Source organism: Bartonella sp. AP21QHHD (assembly GCF_042196205.1).
Taxonomy (GTDB): Bacteria; Pseudomonadota; Alphaproteobacteria; order Rhizobiales; family Rhizobiaceae; genus Bartonella.
In genome coordinates, this window is record NZ_JBHIPT010000011.1 from 208,568 (window position 1) to 234,034 (window position 25,467).

A 25,467-nucleotide genomic window follows, 5' to 3' on the forward strand; every position below is an offset into this window, starting at 1 on the left:
AATATTATGACTACTGAAATTCGTGTTCCTACTTTGGGCGAATCGGTTACCGAAGCAACGGTTGGCAAATGGTTTAAAAAACTTGGCGAAGCTGTCGCTATGGATGAGCCTTTGGTTGAATTAGAAACTGATAAGGTAACCGTTGAAGTTCCTTCTCCTGTTGCTGGGAAATTATCTGAAATCATTGCAAAAGAAGGCGATACGGTTGAAGTAAATGCTCTTTTAGGAGTGGTGAAGGCTGGAGAAGCTGGTATCTCCCAATCACTTTCACCTTCTGCTACACTTGTTCCAGCGGCTTCATCTGAATCGGAGAAGCCTGCTTTGAGCAGTGCAATGCCTCCTTCTCCTTCAGCAGCAAAATTGATGGCTGAAAATAATGTTGCAAAAAGCGATATTTCAGGTTCTGGAAAACGTGGACAAATTCTTAAAGAAGATGTTCTTGGTGGATTAAAACAAAGTACAAATGCTCCTACACCCTCTTCTTCTGCGACGAGTTCTTCGGCAACTCCTGTCCAAGAAACACGTGAAGAGCGGGTTCGTATGACGAAATTGCGTCAAACAATTGCTCGCCGTCTTAAAGATGCACAAAATGTAGCAGCAATGTTAACCACATTTAATGAGGTTGATATGTCAGCAGTGATGGATTTGCGCAAGCGTTATAAGGATCTTTTTGAAAAGAAACATGGTGTTAAACTTGGTTTTATGGGTTTTTTTACCAAGGCTGTTTGTCATGCATTAAAAGAACTTCCTGCTGTTAATGCAGAGATTGATGGGACAGATATTGTTTACAAAAACTATGTTAATGTTGGAATTGCTGTTGGAACGGATAAAGGGCTTGTTGTTCCAGTGGTGCGAGATGCAGATCAAATGTCATTGGCAGAGATTGAAAAAGAGATTGGTCGTTTGGGGCGTCTTGCGCGTGATGGAAAATTAGCCGTTTCTGATATGCAGGGCGGAACTTTTACCATTACCAATGGTGGTGTGTATGGATCGTTGATGTCAACACCGATTTTGAATGCACCACAATCTGGTATTTTGGGAATGCATGCGATTAAAGAGCGAGCAATGGTTGTTGAGGGTCAAGTTGTGATCCGCCCCATGATGTATTTAGCGCTTTCTTATGATCATCGTATTGTGGATGGGCAAGAAGCTGTGACTTTCCTTGTGCGTGTTAAGGAAAGCTTAGAAGATCCGGAACGCCTTGTTCTTGATTTGTAAAATACAGTTTTCAGGATGAAAGGAGAAACGGATGTCTTATGATGTGGCTGTGATCGGAGCGGGTCCAGGTGGTTATGTAGCAGCAATAAAAGCGGCGCAACTGGGACTTAAAGTAGCAATTATTGAAAAGCGTACAACATTAGGAGGAACATGTCTCAACGTTGGTTGTATTCCTTCTAAAGCGTTGCTGCATGCTTCAGAAGTGTTTTCTGAAACCCAGCATGGTTTTGAAACGCTTGGTATTTCTATTGGTAAATCTAAGCTTAATCTTGAACAAATGATGGTTCATAAGAAAGCTGTGGTGACAGCCAATACGAGTGGTGTTTCTTTTTTGATGAAAAAAAATAAAGTTGATACTTTTTTGGGGACAGCCAAAATTTTGAGTGCGGGTCATGTGGAAGTTGTTGCCAGAGATGGTAATAAACAAACAATTGAGACAAAAAATATTATTATTGCTACCGGTTCAGAGAGTTCAGGCATTCCAGGGGTGAATGTTGAAATTGATGAAAAGACTATTGTTTCTTCTACGGGAGCTCTTTCACTTGAAAAAGTACCAACGCATATGATTGTAGTAGGTGCTGGTGTCATTGGTTCAGAACTTGGATCAGTTTGGAGCCGTTTAGGTGCTAAGGTGACCATTATTGAGTATCTTAATAAAGTTTTGGGCTCAATGGATGGTGAAGTTTCACGGCAATTTCAGAAATTAATGGAAAAACAGGGGATTGAATATAAAACGGGTGCAAAGGTAACAGCTGTTACACAATCTGGCTCAACTGCTCAGGTGAGCTTTGAATCTGTCAAAGGTGGTGAATCTGAAACTTTAGAGGCTGATGTTGTGCTTATTGCTACTGGACGTTCTCCTTATACAGAGGGGCTTGGATTACAAGAGGCTGGTGTTCAGTTAGATGAACGCGGATTTATTGCAATTGATGCTCATTGGCAGACGAATGTTCCAGGAATTTATGCGATTGGTGATGTCGTAAAAGGGCCAATGCTAGCACATAAAGCAGAGGAAGAAGGCGTTGCTGTGGCAGAAATTTTGGCAGGTCAAAAAGGGCATGTTAATTTTGATGTTATTCCTAGTGTTGTTTATACACAGCCGGAAATTGCGAGTGTAGGAAGGACAGAAGAAGAGCTAAAAACTGCTGGTATTGAATATAATGTTGGCAAATTTCCTTTTATGGCTAATGGTCGTGCACGTGCAATGCAAAAGAGTGATGGGTTCGTTAAAATCCTTTCTGATAAAAAAACAGATCGGGTATTAGGGGGGCATATTCTTGGATTTGGTGCTGGTGAAATGATCCATGAAATTGCAGTTTTAATGGAATTTGGAGGTTCATCAGAAGATCTGGGACGTTGTTGCCATGCACATCCTACCTTATCAGAAGCCGTGCGTGAGGCAGCTTTGGCAACATTTGCTAAACCACTTCATATTTAAAAAGCTTTTAAAAAGTAAATTTTAAAAGGTACGGGGGGCAGAAAATATTTGTGAAGCATGCAACAACATTTTAAAACTTAAAAAAAGAATATAACCAATTGTATTGAAATGTTCCATTTGTTGTATGCTTTTCGATAGTTAATGTTTTAGATATCTGTTGTGCAGTTTTGATTGATTATTCTGTTGTGCACTATCGTTTAGAGCGGTGGTGTTTAGTCTATGTAAAGTTTTATATATGGGGTAGTTTTTATACTGTTATAAAATATTTAAGATAGGATTCTGAGCCTATCTGCGTGCTTTGTGTTAAGAAAACATCTCTCAAAATGCGTAAATCTACTTCGCGATGGTGTTCATGAATGGTATAGCTGTAAAGTTCCTCTTGAAATATATGAAATTCATTCAAACTGTTATAAGACCTATTGTGCACTATAATCTTTATGTTTAGTAAAAGTACACGCTGGTATTATAATACACTTTTTCAGTTCTCAATATTGCTAAAGCTCTTTATTATTTGAGAGTTTTCATAAGAGAATTTTTATTCTGTTCTTTTATCATTTTACCTCACACGCTCGTTTTGTTTGTGATGTGCAGACAAAAGATTTTAATTGCTTCAATGTGAGAGAGTTTGTGATTAAGAGAATTTTACAGTATTCAGCGTTATAAATCAACATGTTGTATATGATGGTGAATCATATGAAGAGAGAAGCCAAGAGGAATTCACCCAAAGAAATTGAATTGTTTAATGATTGGTGTGGGTTAAGGATCTTTGTCATTTAAGATGAAGAGGGGGGAGGGATTGAATATTCTACAAAATACCGCTCTTCTTTAAAAGAGCGGTATTTTTATATCTTTTGTTTATGACACTATCTTTTTGATGATAATGACAAGTTATACAGTGTGATTAAATTAGTTTTTCTTCTCTGTTTTTCTTGATCATTGCTCGCTATGTCTTAAAAAGATGCTATGTCTCTTCTTTAGGGTTGTTAAGAAATCGCAATTTTGCCAAAATATAACGAATAGCTAAAATTTTTTTGAAAACCATAATTACACGAGAATATTAAGTTTGTTTTCATTGGGCAGTTTTGTGATAACTTAAAAAATCAAGCATATGCTTTCTATAGGTATTAAAATTGTAATTTTTTATCCTCTTGTTGTTCTCTTATAAAAGTGGGAAGCCCCATATGATCAAGATATTTAAGGAAAGGGTGGGGTGGTAATTCTTCCACATTGACCATAGTTTTAACATCCCATTCACCTGTGGCAATAAGAAGAGCTGTTGCGGCTGCTGGTACGCCAGCCGTATAGGAAATGCCTTGTGCCCCAGTTTCATGAAAAGCTTGTTTGTGATCGGCTATATTATAGATAAAAATTTCTCTCGGGTTTCCATCTTTTTCGCCTTTAATAAGATCTCCAATACAGGTTTTTCCTGTATAGTCTGGGGCGAGAGAGGAAGGGTTGGGTAAGACGGCCTTTACGACTTTCAAGGGCACGACTTCTTGTCCTTCTGCTGTCTTAATGGGCTGTTCAGATAAGAGACCAAGATTTTTCAGAACCGTAAAAACAGTGATATAACGATCACCAAATCCCATCCAGAAACGGACATTCTCTACATCAAGATTTTTGGAAAGTGAATGAATTTCATCATGTCCTGTCATATAGGCTTTTTGTTTTCCCACAACGGGAAGATCCCATTCATGGCTGACTTCAAACATTTTATTGGAAGTCCATTTTTTATTTTGCCATGACCATACTTGTCCTGTAAATTCACGGAAGTTAATTTCTGGATCAAAATTTGTAGCAAACCAACGTCCATGATTTCCGGCATTAATATCAATAATATCAATATCTGTGATTTTATCAAAATAATCATCGCGCGCTAATGCTGCATAAGCATTCACTACACCTGGGTCAAAACCTGCTCCTAAAATAGCGGTTATACCAGCTTTTTCACATTCTGGACGCCGAGGCCATTCATAATTGCCATACCAAGGAGGTGTTTCACAAATTTTCAATGGGTCTTCATGAATTGCGGTATCGATATAAGCGCATTTGGTTTCAATACAAGCTGAAAGAACAGACATATTAAGAAAGGCAGAACCAACATTAATGACAATTTCGCATTTGGTCTTTTGGATGAGCTTTATAGTTTCTTCTACATTCATGGCATTGAGCGAATGGCTTTTGAGAACACCTTGCTCTTTCATTGTGTTTTTTTCTTTAATAGAAGCAATGATGGCTTCACATTTTTTGAGTGTTCGTGACGCAATATGAATTTCACCAAGAATATCATTGTTTTGAGCACATTTGTGTGCAACAACTTGTGCAACACCTCCAGCACCAATAATGAGAACATTTTTTTTCATTGTAGGTCCATCTCCCTTTTTAATACTGTTGTATGACGTTTTTTATGGTTTATCTTTATGAAAGGCTTTCCTGATAGTCGCTATAGCTGAATTGGCGTTGAAGTGTTAATGTACCATCGCACTCTTTGAGAACAATAGCAGGCATTGTAACGCCATTAAACCAGTTTTTCTTGACCATTGTATAACCTGCTGCATCCTGAAAAGACAGTCTATCGCCTATTTTAAGAGGTTTTTGAAATTGAAATGTTCCAAAAATATCGCCGGCAAGACAAGATTTTCCACAAATCATAATTTCGTGTGGTCCTTGATTAGGTTCTAATTTAGCATTTTCACGATAAATGAGAAGATCAAGCATATGTGCTTCAATTGAGCTATCAACGATGGCTAGATTCTTTTCATTATACAATGTGTCAAGAACACTGACTTCTAATGTGGTGCTTTTGGTAATAGCAGCTTCTCCTGGTTCTAGAAAAAGAGTGACACCATGAGTTTTAGAAAATTGTTTTAAGCGTTTTGCGAAAGCTTCTAGAGGATAATTTTCAGCCGTAAAATGGATTCCACCGCCAAGGCTTATCCAGTCAACAGCAGAAAAAAGTTCTGCAAATTTTTCTTCCATATACCCAAGCATTTGGTTAAAAAGATTAAAGTCAGCATTTTCACAATTGTTATGGATCATCAATCCGTTGATAAGTGGCAGAATTTCTTTGATAGCGCTTTGGTTTGTTTCTCCTAAGCGGCTAAAAGGGCGTGAGGGGTTGGCAAGATCAAAATTTGATGCGCTCATTCCTGGGTTTAACCTTAAACCTCTTTGAATGGTTTTTGTTGCATCAGAAAAGCGTTGAAGCTGTTGGATGGAATTAAAGATGATTTTATCTGCATAACCACAGGCTTCATCAATTTCATCATCTGCCCAAGCCACTGAATAAGCATGGGTTTCTTTGCCAAATTTTTCTCTTCCTAAACGTAGTTCATAAAGGGATGATGATGTGGTTCCATCCATGAACTCAGACATTAAATCAAAAACACTCCATGTGGCAAAACATTTTAAAGCAAGTAAAATTTTAGCTCCGGACATTTCCCGTAAATGAGAAATTGTTTGCATGTTTTTGATGAGTTTCGATTTGTCTATAAGATAATAGGGGGTTTTTATCATCATTTATTCATTCTTTTTTGAAGGATCTTATTGCCAAGATCAACGTTTAGTACAAAGAGTAACAGAATGTCTCAAGAAAAAAGAATCTTAAGAAAAGAATCTGTTTCTGTCTAGCAAGAGAAAGGCTTTCTGTAATTACTGTTGTTTATTATGTTGAGTTTTTTGTTATGAGTATGAAAAAAAAATTATATTATGCTTTAGCTTTTGTATTTGTTAGCATTTTTTTCATTATAACAACCACTCTTGTTAATTGGGGGCAAAATAGAAGTAACGCTAAAGCCAAACTGGTTACTCATACTTCTGTCCAAGATAGTTCGGTGCCTCTGATTTTTACGGGGCGTAGAGAACTTAATGGTTTCAAAGGTTATCGTCATTATCGGCGTGGTTATCGTAAATACAGTGATAATTGGTGGTATCCTGAAGTGGCATTTGTTACATCACCGCACTTAAGCACAAAAGGCGCATCATTAAAAGTTGTACCAGATGCTAAAAAAGTGTTTTTAACGTCTTCTTCGGAAAAATTAGAAAAAAAAGAGCCATGGATGCTTAAACAACATATTGAATCTTGCCGTGCGCGTTATCGCTCTTATAATAAAAATGATAATAGTTTTCAGCCTTTTCATGGGGGGCGTAGGCAGTGTTTATCACGCTTTTTTAAAGGATAGAAATTAAATAAAATTTTAATTGCTTCTTGTCGTGGGCGTTATTGTTCTTACAATAAAGAGAAGACTTGTGTGGTGCGCAGTATTTTCATGCAAGCATTGTTTTTTTTAAAATTTAAATGCTTTTAAGTTTTATTAAATCTTATTATCATTAAGTGTGGAATGGGGGGTGAGAATATAAGTTTTTGTTTTGTCGATGACAAAATATTAAGGTAAAATGGAGTTTAAAGAATGACAACACGGGAAGCAATGTTGGTATTGCTCGTTTTGCTTCCTTTTGGTGGAAGTGCTGTCATTGGCTTTTTTCGTTCGACAGCAAAAAATAATGAAGCGTGGTTTGCTGGGGTCGTCGCACTTTTCTGTCTTATTTTTACAATAATGCTTTATCCGGAAGTTCGCGGAAACCACATAGTGCGTTTAGATATTTCTTGGCTTCCAGAATGGGGAAGCGATTTGATTCTCCGCATAGATGGTTTGTCCTGGCTTTTTTGCTTGCTTATTACAGGGATTGGGCTGCTTGTTGTCATTTATTCACGTTATTACATAGATCCAGCGGATTCTGTACCGCGTTTTTTTTCCTTTTTTTTGGCCTTTATGGGATCAATGATAGGAATAGTTTTATCAGGTAATCTCGTCTTTTTGGTTGTTTTCTGGGAACTTACCAGTATTTTTTCTTTTTTGCTGATCGGCTATTGGTACCATAATGCAAGTGCGCGTGAGGGTGCGCGTATGGCTCTAACGATCACAGGTTTTGGCGGCTTTGCTCTTTTTATTGGAGTTTTATTGATTGGGTATACTGTTGGCAGTTTTGATTTGGATAAGGTGCTACAGTCTGGAGATATGATCCGGTCAAGTTCTCTTTATAGTCCTATCCTTATTTGTATTTTATTGGGAGGGTTAACAAAAAGCGCGCAATTTCCCTTTCATTTTTGGCTACCTAACGCGATGGCTGCTCCAACTCCCGTATCGGCTTATTTGCATTCGGCAACAATGGTAAAAGCGGGATTGTTTTTGCTTGTTCGTTTATGGCCTGTGCTCTCTGGAACAGAATCTTGGTTTTGGCTGGTTGGCTTTTCAGGACTCTCAACTCTTCTTCTAGGTGCCTATTTTTCCATGTTTCAGCAAGACTTGAAAGGACTGCTTGCTTACTCGACTATTAGTCATCTTGGATTAATTACAACACTTTTAAGTCTTGGTAGTCCACTTGCATGTGTTGCGGCGATCTTTCATATGGCCAATCATGCTACTTTTAAAGCTTCTTTATTTATGGCTGCTGGCATTATTGATCACGAGACGGGAACACGTGATATGCGTAAACTGTCAGGGCTTTATCGTTCTATGCCTATCACAGCAACTCTTGCTTTAGTTGCGAGTGCAGCGATGGCTGGGGTTCCTTTGTTGAATGGTTTTTTATCGAAAGAGATGTTTTTTGCTGAAGCTGTTGAAACGCATATGGAATCATGGCTCGATTGGATTGCGCCTTATGTGGCAACGCTAGCTAGTCTGTTTAGTGTGACCTATTCTATACGCTTTATTCATGGCGTTTTTTTAGGACCAAAGCCTGACAATTTACCCAAGACTCCCCATGAACCACCGCATTTCATGCGTTTACCAATGGAGCTTTTGGTGTTTATTTGTTTAGCGGTTGGTATTTTTCCTAATTTAACAATAGGACCTATTTTAGATAATGCGGTCGTGTCTGTTTTAGGACCAATGACAATTCCTTATAGTTTGGCTGTTTGGCATGGGTTTAACACTCCATTAGTGATGAGCTTTGTTGCATTATTAGGGGGCGGATTGCTCTATGCTGTTGGGCATCGTTATTTTTTATCCTGTGATGATGGGGCTCCTTTTTTCCGTCACTTAAAAGGACCGCGTATTTTTGAACGCATTCTCGTAATTATTTCTTGGAAATGGGCCCGTGCGGTGGAGTCTGCTTTGTCAACACGCCGTTTGCAGATCCAATTGCATTGGATTTTTTGGGTCTGTTTTGCCTTTGTTGGTCTTTTACTTTGGTGCGATGGTTTCATTCCAGTGGGGACATTACCGCTTTTTCCACTTGATATTCCTTTTCTCGCTCTTTGGCTGGTTGGCGGATTATGTGCGCTTTTAGTTGCTTGGCGAGCAAAGTTTCATCGTCTTGCTTCACTTATGCTTTTAGGGGGAGCTGGTTTGATGACTTGTGCAACCTTTTTATGGCTTTCTGCTCCTGATTTAGCAATAACACAATTGGTTGTTGAGGTTGTTACAGTCGTTTTATTATTGCTTGGTTTACGGTGGTTGCCTAAACGTTTGCATGACCCTGGGCCAGCTGCTGTTCATTTTTGGGTTCGCTTGCGTCGTTTCCGTGATTTCATCATATCCCTTGTAGGAGGTGCTGGTGTAGCATGGCTTTCTTTTGCAGTGATGACACGTCCCCAAGGTACAACGATTTCTGATTTTTTTCTAACGCATGCTTACTCAGATGCTGGTGGTCGCAATGTTGTGAATGTGTTATTGGTTGATTTCCGTGGTTTTGATACTATGGGAGAAATTGTGGTTTTGGGTGTTGTTTCCCTTACTGTTTTTGCACTCTTACGACGTTTTCGTCCTGCGCCTGAGAGTATTGATGCGCCTTTTCAACAACGTATCCAGAAAGCCTTTGATATAGCACAGCCTAATCGAAATGTGGGAGATACAGTATTGAATTATTTAGCTGTTCCTGCTGTTATTATGGGTTGGCTCTTTCCAATTATTATCGCTTTTGCTATTTATTTATTCATGCGAGGGCATGATCTGCCAGGAGGTGGATTTGTCGGTGGTATTACTTTGGCTATAGGATTTATTTTACAATATCTTGCACGCGATATTCGGTGGGTGGAAACGCATTTGAGAGTTTTACCTTTGCGTTGGATAGGCTTTGGTTTATTATTGTCAGTCGTAACGGGGATGGGCTCTTGGTTTTTTGGATATCCTTTTTTAACATCCTTTTTTCGATATATTCATCTTCCGTTAATTGGGAAAGTTCCCATGGCATCTGCTTTTTTGTTTGATTTTGGTGTGCTTTCTCTTGTGTTAGGAGCAACTGTTCTCATTTTAATTGCACTTGCACACCAGTCAATTCGGAGTTACCGAATCGGTAAGAAACCTATTTTAAAAGAGAAGGAAAATTAATGGAAATTGTTCTTTCTTTGGGTATCGGTGTTTTTGTCGGATCAGGTATTTGGCTTGTTTTGCGTCCACGTACTTTTCAAGTCATTCTTGGTTTGTCCTTGATCTCCTATGGTGTTAATCTTTTTATATTTTCAATGAGTAGACCGCGTAGTAATGCTGCTCCAATTGTTGATCCTACCACTGTTATTAATCCAGCTAATTATGTCGATCCTCTTCCACAAGCCTTGGTTTTAACTGCGATTGTGATTGGTTTTGCAACAACAGCTTTATTTTTAGTTATCTTGTTGGTTTCACGTGGTTTAACGGGTTCTGATCACGTTGATGGACGTGAGGTGCAATAATGGAAATAGGAGTGCATCATCTCCTTATTTTGCCTATTCTTTTGCCGTTAATCACTGGAGCACTTCTTCTTTTTTATGATGAACGTCGTGCAAGACTTAAATCATTCATCAGTCTTTCTTCTGCGGGACTGTTGGTCGTTACTGCCATTTTATTGATTATACGTACTCTTGAAATAGCACCGGCTTGCGATGTTTATCGACTTGGTAATTGGCCGTCTTCTTTTGGAATTGTTTTAGTCCTTGATCGCTTAAGCGCTATGATGCTTTTACTTTCCAGCTTGTTGGTGACTAGCGTGTTGGTTTTTGCGCGGGCTCATTGGTACAAAGCTGGTTCTCATTTTCAGTCACTAATGCAATTTTTTATGGTGGGGATAAATGGTGCTTTTTTGACTGGCGATTTATTTAATTTATTTGTGTTTTTTGAAGTTATGTTAACGGCTTCCTATGGGCTTGCTTTGCATGGTTCTGGTCAGACGCGCGTGCGTGCAGGGTTGCATTATGTTGTGGTTAATCTTGTTGCTTCATTATTTTTTTTAGTTGGTATAGCGCTCATTTATGGAGTCGTTGGTACTCTTAATATGGCCGATTTGGCTGTTAAAATAAAATATATATCTTCTACAGATATTGTTTTGTTCGAAATAGGTGTTGCACTTTTAGGTATTGCTTTTTTGCTTAAAGCGGGTATGTGGCCGCTTAATTTTTGGTTGGTGCCAACTTACAGTGCAGCAGCAGCGCCTGTTGGAGCTTCTTTTGCACTTTTGAGCAAGGTTGGTATTTATATTATTTTACGTTTAACGTTGCTATGGTTTGGTCCTGAAAGTGAATATTTTAACCATTTTGGTCATACAGTTTTGTTTTATGGTGGGCTTGCCACTATGATTATTGGTTTTATTGGAGTATTGGCGAGCCAAGTTTTGGTGCGTTTGGCAGCTTATAGCGTTCTTGTCTCTTCTGGCACATTGTTGGCTGCGATCGGGATAGGCAATGCAGCACTGACAGCAGGCGCACTTTTTTATATTGTTTCTTCAACTTTAGCACTGGGAGCTTTTTTTCTTTTGGTAGAGTTGGTAGAACGCTGTCAAGATGTGGCTGCTAATGTTCTTGCTGTCACAATGGAGGTGTATGGTGACGATGAAGAGGAGGAAGAAGATGAAGTTGGCATCTATTTTCCAGTAACCTTGGCAATTCTTGGAGCTTGTTTTGGTATCTGTGCCATTTTGATTATTGGATTGCCGCCTTTTTCTGGTTTTGTTGCTAAATTTATGATGTTCATGGCAATTTTAAACCACAGTAGAGAGGATTTTTCTGCTTCTCTTCCGGTTTACCAAGATTGGCTTTTTGTAGTTTTTGTCACTCTCTCTGGTTTTGCGGCTTTGATTGCATTGACACGAACGGGTATCCGAACTTTTTGGGTTTCTCTTGAAGGGCGTATTCCTCGTGTGCAAGTGATAGAATTTGCGCCTATTGCCGTTCTCCTTGCTTTGTGTTTTCTTATAACAATTGTAGCCAGTCCTGTTAGTCATTATATGTCTGAAACTGCTAAGACTTTGTATGAACCTCAAAACTATATTGGGAGCGTTTTAACGGATTTTTCTCTCGAAAATAGGGAGATAAGTAAATGAATCGTTTTTGTCCTTCCCCTTTTTTCAGTGGTGTCATTGTCCTTATGTGGCTTATTTTAAATGGTTTTAGTTTAGGGCAATTGCTTTTAGGGATTTTAACCGCTTTGTTTTGTGGTTGGATGATACGGCTTCTGGAGCCGGAGAAGGTTGTTATTAAAAGCTGGAGTGCGGTTTTTCGTCTCGTTTTTCGAGTATTTATAGATTCTATATTCTCAAATGTTTCGGTGGCTTGGTTTGTTTTAACAAAAAGGTCTCGAGAGCAGAAATCTGGTTTTATTGTAGTACCTCTTCTGCTTCATAATCGCACTGCTTTGGCTATTTTAGCATGCATCCTTTCGGCAACCCCTGGAACTGCTTGGGTTGCCTATAATAGTAAAAAGGGTGAACTTTTGCTTCATGTCTTAAATTTAAAAAATGGATATGATTACAAACAGTTGATCAAACAACGGTATGAGCAATTGCTTTTGGAGATTTTTTTATGAGTATGGTGATTCTTTATTGGGGGCTTTTCTTTTCACAGTTTTTTTTAAGTTTAGCGGTGATTTTCGCGCTGTTTCGGTTGATTCGTGGTCCACGGGCGCAGGATAGAATTGTTGGTTTGGATGCCCTTTATATAACCACTATTCTTTTGTTTCTTACATTCGATATTCGTTCAGGAACAACCACTTATTTTGTCGCAGCTCTCATTATTGGATTGTTGGGATCTGTCTCAAGCATCGCTTTGGCGAAATTTCTTATGCGGGGGGAGATTATTGAATGAAAGATGATATATCGCTTGTGGTTGCTATTGCTATCACAGTTTTCTTAATATTAGGGTCTGGATTGACATTGATCGCAACGATAGGTTTGGTGCGTTTTTCCAATTTTTATAAGCGTTTGCATATGCTTTCAGTATGTACGAGTTGGGGCGTTGGTAGTATTCTTATTTCTTCATTTCTTTATTCAATATTTGTGGACCATTATTTTGTTTTTCATGAAGTGTTGCTGATGTTTTTTTTGTTTTTAACAGCACCGGTAGCTTCTATGTTGCTCTCACATACAGCAGCTTATCGACATCATTCAGAAGAACAGTCAGAAAAACCGCTGGCTCTTTTATTACACAAGACGGAGGAAAAGTTACCCACGTCAGAAGGAACATCAAGAGATGAGAGCCAGCACGGTTCTTGAAATGTAAGAATCTTCCTTATTCTGTGCTTTTTTCTTCTACACAGTGGCTGGGCTTTTCTTCTTTTGGATCATTAATAAGATCGTAAAATATGGCTTCATTTTTAGTTATCCACCAAATGTATTGTCCACCCACATATTTTCCTCCAGAAGCGGCAATTACATTAGAACCAACGATGCGTTTACCGTTCCATTTTAAATCAACAAGCGCAATATTGCCAGCATTATAATAAGTTGCTTCAACATACTCTTTGCTTGTTCCCATATCGCATTGATAGGAGATGGTCTCTGTTGTTGGTTCTGGATTATCTGGTACTTCAATGACTAAAGAACTTGCTAATGCATTAATTGAACCGAGGAGGAGCACACTTAAAGTAATGAAAAATTGTTTAGTAAAAGAAATTTTTTTCATAATATTTCCCGTGTTATTTAAAATAATAATGTTGACTCATCTTTACAGAGGATAGGTTTTTTTTCTTCTGGATCCTGAGCAAGGTCATAAAGCGTGACTTCTTTGTTCTTCTCCCACCAGATGTACTGAGCTCCTGCAAATTTTGCTCCTGTTGCCGCGATGACATTAGCAGCAATGACACGATCACCGTTCCATTTGAAATCAACCAACGAAATATTGTCAGCATTAAGATAGACTGCCTCTACGCGCTCTTTACCTGTTTCAGTATCACACTGATAGGTAATGGTCTCTGTTTTGGGCTCTGGATTGTCTGGTACTTCAATGATTAAAGAACCAGCTAAGCTATTGTTTGAGCTGAAAAGTGATAAACTTAAAGCGGTGAAAAATCCTAAAATGTGCAAAGTTTTTTTCATGATGCTTCCCTATATTCCTAATATTGTGCACAAAGAATAATTTGACTGATACGATGGTGTCTACGGCAGGATTCGAACCTGCGACCCCAGGATTCATACCACTTCGATTTTCACCGCCAGCCTTATCGGCTGTTTGTGGTCTGGACTGTCTCTTCACCTTGAAGCTTTTGCTCTTTAGGTGCTGCCCGTTCAGTCTCTACACCTTTCTCTCATTTGAAAAGAGACTTGGCTCGGGATTGGCATATAGTCGCCCATGAAGCTTTCCCCGAATTTGAGCAGATTCACTTTGAGGATTTCTCCTCAAAGTGCCCAATTTCTTTAGGAATCCTGTGCTCTATCCTACTGAGCTACGCAGACATCATCATATTTAATCTTTAATAGAAGTATAAAAACGAATCAATTATATTCAATATGAATTAACGAATTTCTGTTAATTTTTGTTCCAAAAAGGATAAAACTGCATCTGGTGAAACATTTTTTGCAATAAATGATTGGCCAAGTCCGCGTGTTAATATGAAAGTCAAATTGTTTTGCGAAACTTTTTTATCTTGGGCAATGAGAGTCATTAAAGTTTCAGCATCTGGTAGAGACCTTGGGATATCCTTTAATTGTGTAGGCAATCCTATAGATTTGAAGTGCGCTTCAATGCGTTGTGTAAGCGTGGGGCTTATTAAATTTAATTGAGCAGAGAATTGATGAGCTAGAATTATCCCAATTGCTACACTTTCGCCATGGATTAAACGGTTGGAGTCATAAGCGGTTGCTGTTTCAAGCATGTGTCCAAATGTATGGCCGAGATTTAAGAGTGCGCGCTCTCCCGTTTCGTACTCATCACGTGCTACAATGGCAGCTTTAAATTGGCATGAGCGAACAATGGCCTCTGTTCGCATAGGGCCATTAGAGAAAATTTTCTGCCCATTTTTTTCAAGCCACTCAAAAAAGTCAGGTTGGTTAATGAGACCGTATTTTACTATTTCTGCGTAGCCAGCGCGAAATTCACGCGGTGGCAGGGTATCAAGAAGACACGTGTCAGCAATAACGCATTGTGGTTGATAAAAGGCACCAATAAGATTTTTGCCATATTGGCTATTGATTCCCGTTTTTCCACCAACAGAAGAATCAATTTGTGCAAGAAGCGTTGTGGGCATTTGAATGAAGTTCATGCCACGGCGGATTATACTTGCCGCAAATCCTGCTAGATCACCAATGACACCACCGCCAAAAGCAATAACACAGTCGCCTCTTTCTAAGCGTGCAGCAAGAATTTGATCGATAACAACTTGCAGGGTTGAAAATGATTTTGATTGTTCTCCCGCTTCTACAATAATAGGGACAGTATGAATTTTATTTTTTGTTAATTCTGCTTGCAATATCTCCAAATGAAGGGAAGCAACATTTGTATCTGTAACAAGTGCCAAGCGCGTTTGATGAGGATCTTTTTTATTAAGAGCATGTTTAATTTGTGAAGCAGCTTGTGTAATCAGACCCGGACCAATGATGATATCGTAACAGTGTTTGTCCAGTTTAACAGTGACGGTTTTGGTTTGCATGCTGGTTATCCCTATTGTTAATTTCTGTGTATAGGTAGTGCTGTACGGATCGTATAACATTTTGTGCTACGGTATGACGGCTTTCTTTATGACTGTTAATTGTTAAGTTTGCCTTTGCATAGATAGGATAACGCTGTTCCATGAGTTTTTGCATGGTTTCTTTAGGATTGGCTGTTTGAAGCAGGGGACGTGTTGGGTGCTTTGAGACACGTTGCATGAGGATATCAAGATCGACTTTTAGCCATATGGATATACCATTTTGGTGAATGGCTTTTCGGATATTTTCATTTATGTAGGCACCACCACCTGTTGCTAAAACAAGGGGACTTTTTTTCATGAGGTTTAGAATAACACGCTGTTCAAGAGCACGAAATTCGGATTCACCATAAATTTCAAAGAGTTCCGTGATTGTCATTTGTGCAGCTTTTTCAATTTCTTGGTCAGAATCATAAAAAGGTAAACGAAGCATGGTGGCGACGCGTTTTCCGATCACTGATTTGCCTGCCCCCATAAGACCAACAAGGACAAGTGCTCTTTTATCAAGGGACGATAAGAGCTGATTCTTTATTTGTGTTATGGGGACGCGTTTTTGTCGATTGCTTTTCATAACTTTATTTCGGCATTTATCCATCTTAAAGTCAATTCCTGTTAATCTTTGTGAGGCATAATACGAGATAGAATATTTTTGGGTAGGTTATTGTCTTATGCCAACATTGACTAGATTTTTGATGATTCTTTTCATTTTGCTTTCTGTTCTTTTCATTATAATGGGTGCTCTTGTGGTTTGGGTTGAACCAGTAACTGTGGATATGTACATTGATGTTCCCTTGAATTCATGGAATCTTTCTACGGAAGCGAATCAATGAAATGAAAAGTGGTGCTGTGATAGATCATTTTCTTGAGATGATGAGTGCGGAGAGAGGGGCTTCGTCTCATACGCTTGCGGCTTATCAGCATGATTTGCAGTGGGCACAAGACGAATTGTCTTCACACTCTGTTTCGCTTTTTTCAGCACAAAAAGAAGATTTAATTACTCTTTTGTCACTTATGCATACTTTTGGTTTTGCGGCATCGTCGCAAGCGCGCCGTTTATCAACTTTGCGTCAGTTTTATCAATTCCTTTATGCTGAAGGGTTGAGAGCAGATGATCCCTCTCATGATATTGATGCACCTCGTCAGAGGCGTCCTTTGCCCAAAATCATGAGTGAAGATGCAGTGATAAAATTGCTTGATTTTGCGGAGTTAGAAGTCAACCAAGCAGACTATGGGTCCAAAGGTTATTTCCGTGCACTGCGTCTTCAGCTATTGATTGAAATGCTTTATGCAACAGGGTTACGTATTAGTGAGTTGGTGAGTCTGCCGGTTCAGTCTGTTCGAAGGAATGAATACAGCGTTTTGGTTCGTGGTAAGGGCAAAAAAGAACGAATGGTGCTGTTATCAAAAAAAGCATGCCAAGTTCTTTCACAGTGGTTAAATTTGCGTGATCAGGGAAAGGACGCTACGAGTTCTTATCTTTTTCCTGCGCATTCCGAGACAGGATATATTGCTCGTCAAGTCGTTGCACGAGAGTTGAAAAATCTCGCTAGAAGAGCAGGGATAGGAAGTGATAGCTTTTCTCCCCATGTGTTGCGTCATGCTTTTGCTAGTCATCTTTTGCAAAATGGTGCTGATTTGCGTGCCGTTCAACATTTGTTAGGTCATTCTGATATTGCTACCACTCAGATTTATACCCATGTGTTGGAAGAGGGACTTTATCGTTTAGTCAATGAGCATCATCCACTTGCCGATGAGCAAAAGGCTCGTTAAAGAAAAGGTGATGTTTTTGAAAAAGACTTTATAAAGCAAATTATAAGTGTATAAGTGACACTGAATGAGTTGACACAAATGTATAATTATCTTGATTTTGAAAAACCAGTTGCTGATCTTGATGGGAAAATTCTTGAATTAAAAAAAATTTCTCAGGAAAAAGGCAGTCTTGATATGAGTGACGAGATTGCTCGTCTTGAAACGCGTTCTCAAACAGCGTTGCGCGATATTTATAAAAAATTATCGCCGTGGCAAAAAACACAAGTCGCTCGTCATCCGGATCGTCCCCATTTTATGGACTATTCTAAACGCCTATTGAGTGACGTTACGCCTTTGGCCGGAGATCGCAAGTTTGCTGAAGATGAGGCTATTCAAGCGGGGTTTGCACGCTTTAAAGGTGAGGCCGTTGCTTATATCGGTCAAGAGAAAGGTCACGATACGCAAACACGTTTGCGCTATAATTTTGGTTCTGCGCGTCCAGAAGGCTATCGTAAAGCTGTACGTATTATGGAAATGGCTGACCGCTTTGGTTTGCCACTCCTCACTTTTATTGATACAGCAGGTGCTTATCCTGGGGTAAGCGCTGAAGAACGTGGGCAAGCGGAAGCAATTGCTCAATCAACAGCTACAACTTTGCGTTTGAAAGTTCCTGTGGTTTCCGTTGTTATTGGAGAAGGCGGTTCTGGAGGGGCGATAGCAATCGCGGCTGCCAACAAAGTTTATATGTTGGAGCACGCAATTTACTCTGTTATTTCACCAGAAGGAGCAGCTTCTATCTTATGGCGTGATCCAGCTCGTGCAAAAGATGCTGCAATGAATATGCGTATTACCGCTCAAGATTTGTATCGCTTAAAGATTATTGATGGCATTATTTCGGAACCTTTAGGGGGAGCGCATCGTGGCAAAGAGATTGTCATTGATGCAACGGGTGATGTTATTTCAGAAGCTTTAAAAGCTATGGCTGGAAAAGATGGTCAAGTGCTTAAACAAGAGCGAAGGGAAAAATACCTTCAAATTGGTCGATCTCTAACATAGGTTATTTTTTGTGAGGGGTGTTGGATTGGAGTTTTATTCGATGACATTTAGCAGATTCCTTGCTGTGTGTGTGTTGTTTGTAATGGGACTATTGACAGCATGTGAAGGAAGATTACCAGCCTCTATTCGCGCTAAAGTTGAGCAGCCGTTGCCGCAAGAAATCAAAAATAGAATGGTTCTGTATGATATAGATCCCTATGCACCGATTATGATGCGGTTTTTTAAGGAAGAAAATCTTGCTGAAGTTTGGAAGCAATCTCGTTCAGGACCTTTTATCTTGGTTGCTCGCTATGGCATTTGCAAATGGTCTGGTAAGCTTGGACCTAAATATAAAGAAGGGGATCTTCAGACACCAGAGGGTTTTTATACTATTAGCGCAAACCAAATGAATCCTTATTCAAAATATTATCTCTCTTTTAATATAGGATTTCCTAACCTTTATGATCAGGAAAATGGTCGCACAGGAAGCAATCTTATGGTGCATGGTTCTTGCTTTTCCGCAGGTTGTTATTCTATGAGTGATAAGAACATGGCTCAGATTTATGCGTTTGCACGGGATGCTTTTAAAGGAGGACAAAGAGAGTTTCAGTTGCAGGCTTTTCCTTTCCGCATGACCAAGGATAATATGTCACGTCATAGCAAGAATCCTCATTATCAATTCTGGGTTATGCTTAAGAAAGGTTATGATTTTTTTGAAAAAAATCGTCAACCTCCAACTGTTGAGGTTTATGGAAAACGTTACGTTTTTAATCGCGATATTGATAAAAATTCAGTTTCTCTAATGCAGTGAGTGTTATTGTATCCTACAGCACCGTAAACACTATCACTTAATAATGGTGATACAGGATATGCAAAAACTTTGCACATAAGGTGTTTAAGTGAGTAGTCAATATTTTAAAGCGCAGAGTTTTTTCATAGAGCTTTATGTAAGTAAATCATATGAAGTGGGAAGCCAAGAGGAATTTTCTCAAAGAAGTTGGATTGTTTGCACATCGTTACTGGTATCAATCTTCGTTTTTAGTGAAGAGTAAGTTAACATGAAATGTACCTCTCTTTTTATTTCTTTCAAAGAGTTTTATTCTTTTATGCTGTAAAATATTGTCTTGTCGTGCTGTTATATAAGATACATTCACATATTTTAAAATGCGATATTGCCTCTGTCTGATTTTGGTTTTTTTCTTAACAGGGATTTTGATTTCAATTAGCTTGAGTAAACATAGAGTTGAGCAGAATATTTTAGAACCAAGAATTTGGCCAATCGGTCTGTGAAATGAATCATATGAAGTGGTTTGCAGATGAAGCGCATTTAGAGAGAAAACAATCTGTTTGCAGATTGATGGGTATTAAATTTTTTATCATAACAATTTGATTTATAATGATAATTTAGTGTTATTCAAGTTAAATTAGAACCCTGAATACCATAAGATTCTCTCATTTCAAAGCCGTTCCATGTTGAATAAATTAAAACCATTTTCTTGCACGTTACAAGCGGGGATAACCGCGTGGGTGAAACTGTGCAAGAAAGACTAAAATGCTTTTTACAAACCGTCTCAAGTACCAAGGGCTTGTTTCAACATTGGGAATTAGCAAAGTGTGTAATGGTGCCGGTTTGCTTCTTTAAAAGCATAAAGATGGTGGTGCCAATGAATTTAATATTATATCATTGAAGGGGAGAAAAAATTAAAATTTTATTCTTGGAATGACCAGAGGATTTTCTAAGAGAGCTGTTTTGTCTGCAGTATCTATTGCTGGTTTATTAAAAAAAGCATTGAGGAGCTTTTGTATTGCGTCTTTTTCAACACCATCGGCAATGATGACAAAACGTGTTTGTTTTATTCCTTTTGGCCATGCCGGCAATCTTATGGGAGGATGAAAAAATGTTTGTACGCCATGTAATACAAGTGGGCGATAAGGGTCATCACGCAATGCGATAATTGCTTTAATACGTAATAATTTTGTACCATAACGCTCTTGTAGGAGATCTAAAAAAGCTTCAATTGTGGCGTAATCAACAGGACCCTCACAGTTTAGTGAAAAGGTACGAATGGTTTTATGGGGGGTATGATCATGTGGGGTAGTCGTAAGATTTTGTTTAAGTTTTGTATTTTCTACTTTTTCATCCCATAATGTGTTATTTATTAATAGATTTGAACAGAAATCTTTAGAATGGGCGTCAATGATTTGTGCTGTAGGATTCATTGTTTTAAGTGTGCTAAGGAGTGCATCTGAAAGCGTTTGTGGGTCTCTAAGATCTGTTTTGGTGAGAATGATTTTATCAGCAAATATTAATTGTTTATATATTTCAGGATAGCGCTTACATATGGAAAGTGGACTTAATGTATCAAATGTTGCAAGAACAGCATTTATGGACAATGTTTGAATAAACAATGGGTGGCTTAAAAGTATTTGTAAAATAGGGGCGGGATCAGCCATCCCTGTGGTTTCAATGATAATATGATGGAGTTGTTTGATCTGTCCTGTCTGAACGCGATTTATTAAATCAATTAATGTGTCGATGAGATCACTGCGTAAATTACAGCATAAGCAACCATTGGCAAGCTCAATAATTCCTTCTGTCGTTTTTTCAACCAGAAGGTGGTCGATACTGATTTCGCCGAATTCATTGATGATAACAGCACATTCTGTTAGAAGAGGGTCTTGTAGCATACGGTTGAGCAAAGTTGTTTTGCCAGAGCCTAAAAAACCCGTAATAAGCGTGAGAGGGATGCGCTTTATTTTCATGTTAATCATCAATCATAGTTTTGTTTTTAAAAAATATATCTCAGTATGTCTAAGCAATTTATAATGATGTTCGTGAGGGATATAATGGTTAATCCCCCATGAAATCCATTGTACCACTATCTTTACGCTTATAAAGGTAGGTGCACGTGGGTATATTATACACTTTTAGCGTCAATGTTATGATAATTTTTGGTTCTTGAAAGGACTTATAGGAAGGATTTTTATTCCTTGTTTTAATTATTTTATCTACATGTTCATCCACCTTGTGGCGCGCAAGAGACTGGTTTTATTGATTCAACAAATACAGATTTGAAATGAGAGAATCTTACAATACTTGTGGTTTTGACATAAGGTACAAAATAATTAATTATCATTATAAATCAAAGTATTATAATTAATTGTAGATTATGATTTATGGCTTTTTATAGAATGGTTTGCGTGCCTTTTATACGGAATATAGGGTTTTCTTAGTGGTTTTACTGTCATTTTAGGTGTTTGTGGCGTACGAATGAGGTGTACTGATAAAGGATGAGAAAAAGAAGGTGGAGCAGTGATAAAAGGTGAGGTGAGAATAATATTTCCTTGATCATCATATGAATTTGCATGCATTTTTATGGCTTCAGGTGTGCATGTTTGTTGTCTCATATTGTTGGCTTGTGTTATGTTGCTCCCATAAGGTTTTAATGTTGCTAGTGTTAATTGGGGGCTTCCTTGGTGCAAAAATCCTATTTCAAGAAGTTGTGCAGCTTTTTCTTCTCTTTCACTTATGTTGTTAGCACCTAGAATGACAGCAATAATTGTACGTTTATTGCGGGTGGCTGAGGCAACAAGATTAAAACCAGAGGCACAAATAAATCCTGTTTTCATACCGTCTATCCCATAAAAACGGCCAATGAGGTTGTTTGAGTTATGTTGGATTTTTCGATTATTACCAAAATCAATGGCTGGAATAGAAAAATAATGAGCATATTGTGGAAATTCTCGACGTATTTGAACGGCTAAAAGAGCAATATCGCGTGCCGTGGAGTAGTTTTGAGGATCTGGTAAACCACTTGCGTTCGCAAAATGGGTGCCAAACATGCCTAAACGTTTAGCTTCGCTATTCATTTTACGTACAAAATCTTTCTGTGAACCCGCAACAGCTTCACTCATGGCAATGGCTAAATCATTGGTAGATTTAACCATGGTGATACTTAAGGCTGTATCAAGTGTGAGTACAGAACCAGCTTTATAGCCTGAACGATATGAGGGAGCTTTTGCGGCGTATTCGCTGATGGTGATATGTTTGTTTGGTGAAACTTCCCCTCGGCTCATGGCACGAAAAATAACATAAGCGGTCATTAATTTTGTCAAGGAAGCAGGATACCAACGCTCAAAAGCTTGATTATGTTTTAAGATACGCCTCGTTGTAACATCAACAGAAATAAAAGGCTGCGCTAGAGCAACAGCGCTGGATAAACTCAAAATCACAGAAAAAAATAAATTATAGAAGAGACGTCGCATTAATTTAAATCTAGTTCCCTCTTATTCGTTATTTAGAATTGTTTTAATGTAGCACACAAAGCATTTAAGTCTAGGATAGGAAGGAAAGATGGTTAATTGCTGTATCCGTTGTGTCTGTGGGATAAAAACCAATTCTCATTTTTATTTTCCCCTTGAATTTGGTTTGATGACTTAAGTATCTCAAGAAATACTTTTTAAATAATGAAGATTGTACAAGATTTCAGGCTCTTGGAGGGATTGAATTTCTCAGAAAGGAATGAATCTGCATAATCATGCATTTTTCTTGCTCTCCTGTTAGGATAGCCCTTGGCACTTGAGACGGTTCGTAAAAAGCATTTTAATCTTTTCTTGTATCGTTTTATTCACACAGATATCCCGCTTGTAATGTGTAAGAAAATGATTCTAATTGATTCAACCTAGAATAGATTTGAAATGAGAAAATCTTACGGTATTCAGGGTTCTCATTCAAGTTGAATAACGCTAAAACATCCTTATAAATCAATGAGATGTATGTTATTTAAATGATTTTAAAGAGAGGAAGAATTCTTTTTCAAAAAAATTTACACATTGATCATTTCTTATCATGTACAAGTGTTTTACAATTTTAAATTAGAAAGTTTGAAGTATCTTTCTTATATTTTTTTCCCTATACTCCGCTCAATATACAAAGTTATGCATTATTCTTATCAATCAGTGCATTGTTTCATGTTGATTTAGTTTTTGAAGTTTCTGAACAGCGTATGGTGGCATAGGAGGAGGGGTAGGGTCTTGAGCTGCTAAGAGAAGCAGTTCATCACACGCTTTTTCAGTTTTTTGGACAAGTTGATCTAGAAAATCACGTTTGCTTAAACCAGCCTCTATCGGGGGAAGAATACGGACACGAATTGTTCCGGGATAGCGGCGAAAATTATTGCGTGGCCAATATAAACCCGCATTATGTGCAATAGGAACAACTTGAAGTCCTAATTCATTATAGAGCGCGACAATTCCTGACTTATAATCTGGTTCTTGACCGGGTTGTCGGCGTGTTCCTTCGGGAAAAATCAAGATTTGGCGCCCTTGTTTTACTTTCTCTTTTGCTTTTTGTATAATCATTTTTAAGGCTTTGATGGGTGTTGTGCGGTTAATGGGGATAATTTGCGTTTTTGCCATATACCAGCCAAACAATGGAATCCACATCAATTCACGTTTTAAAATGAGAGTGGGATCATCAAAATAAGGAACAAGACTGAAAGTTTCCCAAGCCGATTGATGCTTTGGAGCAATGATATAGGGTCCTTTGGGAAGATTTTCTAAACCTTCAATCTCATAACTTGTGCCTGCGATGTATTTTTGCAAAAAGAGTGTAACGCGCGCCCATGTTTTAGGGACAATCCATGCCTTTTTGCGGGGCATTAAAAAATAAACGGGAGCGTAAAGAATCATTTGTATGAAAGTTGTTGTATAAAAAGCGAACGTAAAAAGAATAGAACGAAGGATAAGCACTACATTTTCCATTTTATATCTATAAGAAGACTTCGTATATAATATAATTCACATGAGAAAACATCTTCTTTATGTTTTTTCAAGCATCTATTTTTTCGGTAACTCATTTTCCGATATTTAAAAACAGAAGGAAAGAGGTTAATGGAATTACAAAAAGATAAACTTTTTATTCCACGGATTTTATCTATTGCGGGAACAGATCCTTCTGGTGGCGCTGGAATGCAGGCGGATTTGAAGGTTTTTTCAGCTATGAAAACTTATGGTATGAGTGTGGTTACAGCTGTTGTTGCACAAAATACTCAGGGTGTGCGTTCTTTTCAGGCATTAGATGCTTCTTTTGTTGCAGATCAAATTGATTCTGTTTTTGAGGATATCCATGTTGATGCCGTTAAAATTGGTATGGTTGCAAATGCTCAGATTGCACAGGTTATTGCAGAACGTCTTGCTTATCATAAAGCGCGTTTCATTGTTTTTGATCCGGTTATGGTTGCAAAAAGTGGTGATGTTCTTTTAAAGTCTGATGCAATTGAAATTATGCGTGATGTTCTTGTGCCGATGTCAACTTTGATCACGCCAAATTTGCCTGAAGCTGCACTGTTATTGGGGCGTGAAGTGCAATGGTCTTTAGAGACTATGTATCAATATGCTCCACGACTCTTGGCGCTAGGGTGTCATGCAGTTTTGTTAAAAGGGGGACATTTGAATACGCTGACCAAAAATAGTACAGAAAATTACGATTGTTCTAGTCCAGATCTTTATTGTGATTGTGAAAACCTTGTTATACTTGAAGCCTCTCGTCTTTCAACTACTCATGATCATGGGACAGGGTGTACCATTTCTGCTGCCATTGCAGCTCTGTTACCTACCCAACCTTTGGATTGCGCTGTTAAACAAGCAAAAGATTATTTGCATGGCGCTTTAACTGCCTCAGATGCTTTAAAAGTAGGGAAAGGGCGAGGGCCGCTTCATCATTTTTATGCATTATGGAAAGATTAATACAACGGTTGATAGTGAAAAATCTTCACTCTATGAATTTGTTTCGTCATTATATGATGTTTTGGACTTATGACTGATAAATGTTAGCGTATTGTAGCTTAACAGTTATTTTGTATTAAGAAGGATAAGAAAAAATGTTATAATTTGCTTCTTTTATATATTTTTTACGATTAATCTATCCTGTTTTAGAGGCAATTTTGAGTATAAAAAAGAGAGCAAGGAATTGTAAAATCAGGATTTGATAGCAAAAAGAGTAGAGGGAAAGACCTTTTACAAGGCGATATTAAAGCTAGCGGATCCACTATATTCGCTGTTTCTTATATTGGTGGCAAAACAGCCATTCAACCGATTGCACAATTTGCGGGGGCTTCTCCTGTAAATTCATCTGCGAGAGAGCAAAGAGACAAAGAC

The 25,467-nt window shown here is 38.3% G+C and carries 22 protein-coding genes; 13 read left to right on the forward strand and 9 right to left on the reverse strand.

All coding sequences use genetic code 11. The features are described from left to right. Positions 1-6: 6 nt before the first annotated feature. Together odhB and lpdA are read left to right on the forward strand one after the other, a co-directional pair. Entirely contained in the window at positions 7-1,218 is a 1,212-nt protein-coding gene (odhB, locus tag ACFIMC_RS01180) for a 2-oxoglutarate dehydrogenase complex dihydrolipoyllysine-residue succinyltransferase (RefSeq protein WP_375606076.1), read from the forward strand. A 31-nt stretch (positions 1,219-1,249) separates the two neighbouring features. Then, a complete protein-coding gene (lpdA, locus tag ACFIMC_RS01185; protein ID WP_375633625.1) occupies positions 1,250-2,656 on the forward strand; it encodes a dihydrolipoyl dehydrogenase in 1,407 nt (468 codons plus the stop codon). 1,124 nt (positions 2,657-3,780) lie between these two features. Here lpdA and ACFIMC_RS01190 read toward each other — a convergent pair. Further along, on the reverse strand, positions 3,781-5,019 hold the full coding sequence (locus tag ACFIMC_RS01190) for a saccharopine dehydrogenase NADP-binding domain-containing protein (RefSeq protein ID WP_375633624.1): 1,239 nt from the start codon (positions 5,017-5,019) through the stop codon (positions 3,781-3,783). 55 nt (positions 5,020-5,074) lie between these two features. Then, the gene (locus ACFIMC_RS01195; RefSeq protein ID WP_375612883.1) at positions 5,075-6,172 is read right to left on the reverse strand and encodes a carboxynorspermidine decarboxylase; all 1,098 of its coding nucleotides are present in this window, start codon (positions 6,170-6,172) and stop codon (positions 5,075-5,077) included. A 167-nt stretch (positions 6,173-6,339) separates the two neighbouring features. Between ACFIMC_RS01195 and ACFIMC_RS01200 the strand changes: the two genes are divergently transcribed. From ACFIMC_RS01200 to mnhG, 7 genes are all read left to right on the forward strand, one after another. Further along, the gene (locus ACFIMC_RS01200; RefSeq protein WP_375612750.1) at positions 6,340-6,837 is read left to right on the forward strand and encodes a BA14K family protein; all 498 of its coding nucleotides are present in this window, start codon (positions 6,340-6,342) and stop codon (positions 6,835-6,837) included. 228 nt (positions 6,838-7,065) lie between these two features. Continuing rightward, entirely contained in the window at positions 7,066-9,987 is a 2,922-nt protein-coding gene (locus tag ACFIMC_RS01205) for a monovalent cation/H+ antiporter subunit A (protein WP_375612749.1), read from the forward strand. Next, positions 9,987-10,328, forward strand: a complete 342-nt coding sequence (locus ACFIMC_RS01210; RefSeq protein ID WP_273790150.1) for a Na+/H+ antiporter subunit C — start codon at positions 9,987-9,989, stop codon at positions 10,326-10,328. The genes ACFIMC_RS01205 and ACFIMC_RS01210 overlap by 1 nt, the downstream gene beginning before the upstream one ends. Beyond that, complete coding sequence (locus ACFIMC_RS01215; protein ID WP_375611319.1) at positions 10,328-11,950, forward strand: monovalent cation/H+ antiporter subunit D; 1,623 nt, start codon at positions 10,328-10,330, stop codon at positions 11,948-11,950. The genes ACFIMC_RS01210 and ACFIMC_RS01215 overlap by 1 nt, the downstream gene beginning before the upstream one ends. Beyond that, positions 11,947-12,432 carry a Na+/H+ antiporter subunit E gene (locus tag ACFIMC_RS01220; RefSeq protein WP_375612748.1) on the forward strand — a complete coding sequence of 162 codons (486 nt, stop codon included), beginning with the start codon at positions 11,947-11,949 and terminating at the stop codon, positions 12,430-12,432. The genes ACFIMC_RS01215 and ACFIMC_RS01220 overlap by 4 nt, the downstream gene beginning before the upstream one ends. After that, on the forward strand, positions 12,429-12,710 hold the full coding sequence (locus ACFIMC_RS01225; protein WP_375606068.1) for a K+/H+ antiporter subunit F: 282 nt from the start codon (positions 12,429-12,431) through the stop codon (positions 12,708-12,710). Before ACFIMC_RS01220 ends, ACFIMC_RS01225 begins: the two co-directional genes overlap by 4 nt. After that, a complete protein-coding gene (gene mnhG / locus ACFIMC_RS01230; RefSeq protein ID WP_375671699.1) occupies positions 12,707-13,117 on the forward strand; it encodes a monovalent cation/H(+) antiporter subunit G in 411 nt (136 codons plus the stop codon). The genes ACFIMC_RS01225 and mnhG overlap by 4 nt, the downstream gene beginning before the upstream one ends. A 16-nt stretch (positions 13,118-13,133) precedes the next feature. Here the strand turns inward: mnhG and ACFIMC_RS01235 are convergent, their stop codons facing one another. From ACFIMC_RS01235 to ACFIMC_RS01250, 4 genes are all read right to left on the reverse strand, one after another. Continuing rightward, on the reverse strand, positions 13,134-13,526 hold the full coding sequence (locus ACFIMC_RS01235) for an MliC family protein (RefSeq protein ID WP_375671698.1): 393 nt from the start codon (positions 13,524-13,526) through the stop codon (positions 13,134-13,136). Between the two features lie 17 nt (positions 13,527-13,543). After that, entirely contained in the window at positions 13,544-13,939 is a 396-nt protein-coding gene (locus ACFIMC_RS01240; RefSeq protein WP_375617422.1) for an MliC family protein, read from the reverse strand. Between the two features lie 416 nt (positions 13,940-14,355). Further along, on the reverse strand, positions 14,356-15,489 hold the full coding sequence (aroB, locus tag ACFIMC_RS01245; RefSeq protein WP_375680937.1) for a 3-dehydroquinate synthase: 1,134 nt from the start codon (positions 15,487-15,489) through the stop codon (positions 14,356-14,358). Beyond that, complete coding sequence (locus ACFIMC_RS01250) at positions 15,464-16,096, reverse strand: shikimate kinase (RefSeq protein ID WP_375606223.1); 633 nt, start codon at positions 16,094-16,096, stop codon at positions 15,464-15,466. Before ACFIMC_RS01250 ends, aroB begins: the two co-directional genes overlap by 26 nt. Positions 16,097-16,356: 260 nt before the next feature. Here ACFIMC_RS01250 and ACFIMC_RS01255 point away from each other — a divergent pair, with 260 nt between their 5' ends. The 3 genes from ACFIMC_RS01255 to ACFIMC_RS01265 all read left to right on the forward strand — a co-directional run bounded on the left by ACFIMC_RS01255 (position 16,357) and on the right by ACFIMC_RS01265 (position 19,120). Continuing rightward, positions 16,357-17,295: a site-specific tyrosine recombinase XerD gene (locus ACFIMC_RS01255; protein WP_375611313.1), complete on the forward strand. Its 939-nt coding sequence runs from the start codon at positions 16,357-16,359 to the stop codon at positions 17,293-17,295. A gap of 78 nt (positions 17,296-17,373) precedes the next feature. After that, complete coding sequence (locus ACFIMC_RS01260; RefSeq protein WP_375611312.1) at positions 17,374-18,330, forward strand: acetyl-CoA carboxylase carboxyltransferase subunit alpha; 957 nt, start codon at positions 17,374-17,376, stop codon at positions 18,328-18,330. A gap of 40 nt (positions 18,331-18,370) precedes the next feature. Then, positions 18,371-19,120, forward strand: a complete 750-nt coding sequence (locus ACFIMC_RS01265) for a L,D-transpeptidase family protein (protein WP_375628563.1) — start codon at positions 18,371-18,373, stop codon at positions 19,118-19,120. Positions 19,121-20,010: 890 nt separating this feature from the next. On the opposite strand, the gene ACFIMC_RS01270 is transcribed toward ACFIMC_RS01265, so the two are convergent. The 3 genes from ACFIMC_RS01270 to ACFIMC_RS01280 all read right to left on the reverse strand — a co-directional run bounded on the left by ACFIMC_RS01270 (position 20,011) and on the right by ACFIMC_RS01280 (position 24,072). Continuing rightward, on the reverse strand, positions 20,011-21,072 hold the full coding sequence (locus tag ACFIMC_RS01270) for a CobW family GTP-binding protein (protein WP_375680938.1): 1,062 nt from the start codon (positions 21,070-21,072) through the stop codon (positions 20,011-20,013). A 405-nt stretch (positions 21,073-21,477) separates the two neighbouring features. Continuing rightward, positions 21,478-22,575, reverse strand: coding sequence for a D-alanyl-D-alanine carboxypeptidase family protein (locus tag ACFIMC_RS01275; protein ID WP_375611309.1), 1,098 nt, complete (start codon positions 22,573-22,575; stop codon positions 21,478-21,480). A 690-nt stretch (positions 22,576-23,265) separates the two neighbouring features. Next, positions 23,266-24,072: a lysophospholipid acyltransferase family protein gene (locus ACFIMC_RS01280; protein WP_375628565.1), complete on the reverse strand. Its 807-nt coding sequence runs from the start codon at positions 24,070-24,072 to the stop codon at positions 23,266-23,268. Between the two features lie 129 nt (positions 24,073-24,201). On the opposite strand from ACFIMC_RS01280, the gene thiD reads away from it, so the two are divergent. Beyond that, a complete protein-coding gene (thiD, locus tag ACFIMC_RS01285; RefSeq protein ID WP_375612742.1) occupies positions 24,202-25,056 on the forward strand; it encodes a bifunctional hydroxymethylpyrimidine kinase/phosphomethylpyrimidine kinase in 855 nt (284 codons plus the stop codon). The last annotated feature ends 411 nt before the right edge of the window (positions 25,057-25,467 follow it).

Coding starts and splice junctions, on each gene's coding strand:
- odhB (WP_375606076.1), top strand. CDS start 7: ATGACTACTGAAATTCGTGTTCCTACTTTGGGCGAATCGGTTACCGAA.
- lpdA (WP_375633625.1), top strand. CDS start 1,250: ATGTCTTATGATGTGGCTGTGATCGGAGCGGGTCCAGGTGGTTATGTA.
- ACFIMC_RS01190 (WP_375633624.1), bottom strand. CDS start 5,019: ATGAAAAAAAATGTTCTCATTATTGGTGCTGGAGGTGTTGCACAAGTT.
- ACFIMC_RS01195 (WP_375612883.1), bottom strand. CDS start 6,172: ATGATAAAAACCCCCTATTATCTTATAGACAAATCGAAACTCATCAAA.
- ACFIMC_RS01200 (WP_375612750.1), top strand. CDS start 6,340: ATGAGTATGAAAAAAAAATTATATTATGCTTTAGCTTTTGTATTTGTT.
- ACFIMC_RS01205 (WP_375612749.1), top strand. CDS start 7,066: ATGACAACACGGGAAGCAATGTTGGTATTGCTCGTTTTGCTTCCTTTT.
- ACFIMC_RS01210 (WP_273790150.1), top strand. CDS start 9,987: ATGGAAATTGTTCTTTCTTTGGGTATCGGTGTTTTTGTCGGATCAGGT.
- ACFIMC_RS01215 (WP_375611319.1), top strand. CDS start 10,328: ATGGAAATAGGAGTGCATCATCTCCTTATTTTGCCTATTCTTTTGCCG.
- ACFIMC_RS01220 (WP_375612748.1), top strand. CDS start 11,947: ATGAATCGTTTTTGTCCTTCCCCTTTTTTCAGTGGTGTCATTGTCCTT.
- ACFIMC_RS01225 (WP_375606068.1), top strand. CDS start 12,429: ATGAGTATGGTGATTCTTTATTGGGGGCTTTTCTTTTCACAGTTTTTT.
- mnhG (WP_375671699.1), top strand. CDS start 12,707: ATGAAAGATGATATATCGCTTGTGGTTGCTATTGCTATCACAGTTTTC.
- ACFIMC_RS01235 (WP_375671698.1), bottom strand. CDS start 13,526: ATGAAAAAAATTTCTTTTACTAAACAATTTTTCATTACTTTAAGTGTG.
- ACFIMC_RS01240 (WP_375617422.1), bottom strand. CDS start 13,939: ATGAAAAAAACTTTGCACATTTTAGGATTTTTCACCGCTTTAAGTTTA.
- aroB (WP_375680937.1), bottom strand. CDS start 15,489: ATGCAAACCAAAACCGTCACTGTTAAACTGGACAAACACTGTTACGAT.
- ACFIMC_RS01250 (WP_375606223.1), bottom strand. CDS start 16,096: ATGAAAAGCAATCGACAAAAACGCGTCCCCATAACACAAATAAAGAAT.
- ACFIMC_RS01255 (WP_375611313.1), top strand. CDS start 16,357: ATGAAAAGTGGTGCTGTGATAGATCATTTTCTTGAGATGATGAGTGCG.
- ACFIMC_RS01260 (WP_375611312.1), top strand. CDS start 17,374: ATGTATAATTATCTTGATTTTGAAAAACCAGTTGCTGATCTTGATGGG.
- ACFIMC_RS01265 (WP_375628563.1), top strand. CDS start 18,371: ATGACATTTAGCAGATTCCTTGCTGTGTGTGTGTTGTTTGTAATGGGA.
- ACFIMC_RS01270 (WP_375680938.1), bottom strand. CDS start 21,072: ATGAAAATAAAGCGCATCCCTCTCACGCTTATTACGGGTTTTTTAGGC.
- ACFIMC_RS01275 (WP_375611309.1), bottom strand. CDS start 22,575: ATGCGACGTCTCTTCTATAATTTATTTTTTTCTGTGATTTTGAGTTTA.
- ACFIMC_RS01280 (WP_375628565.1), bottom strand. CDS start 24,072: ATGGAAAATGTAGTGCTTATCCTTCGTTCTATTCTTTTTACGTTCGCT.
- thiD (WP_375612742.1), top strand. CDS start 24,202: ATGGAATTACAAAAAGATAAACTTTTTATTCCACGGATTTTATCTATT.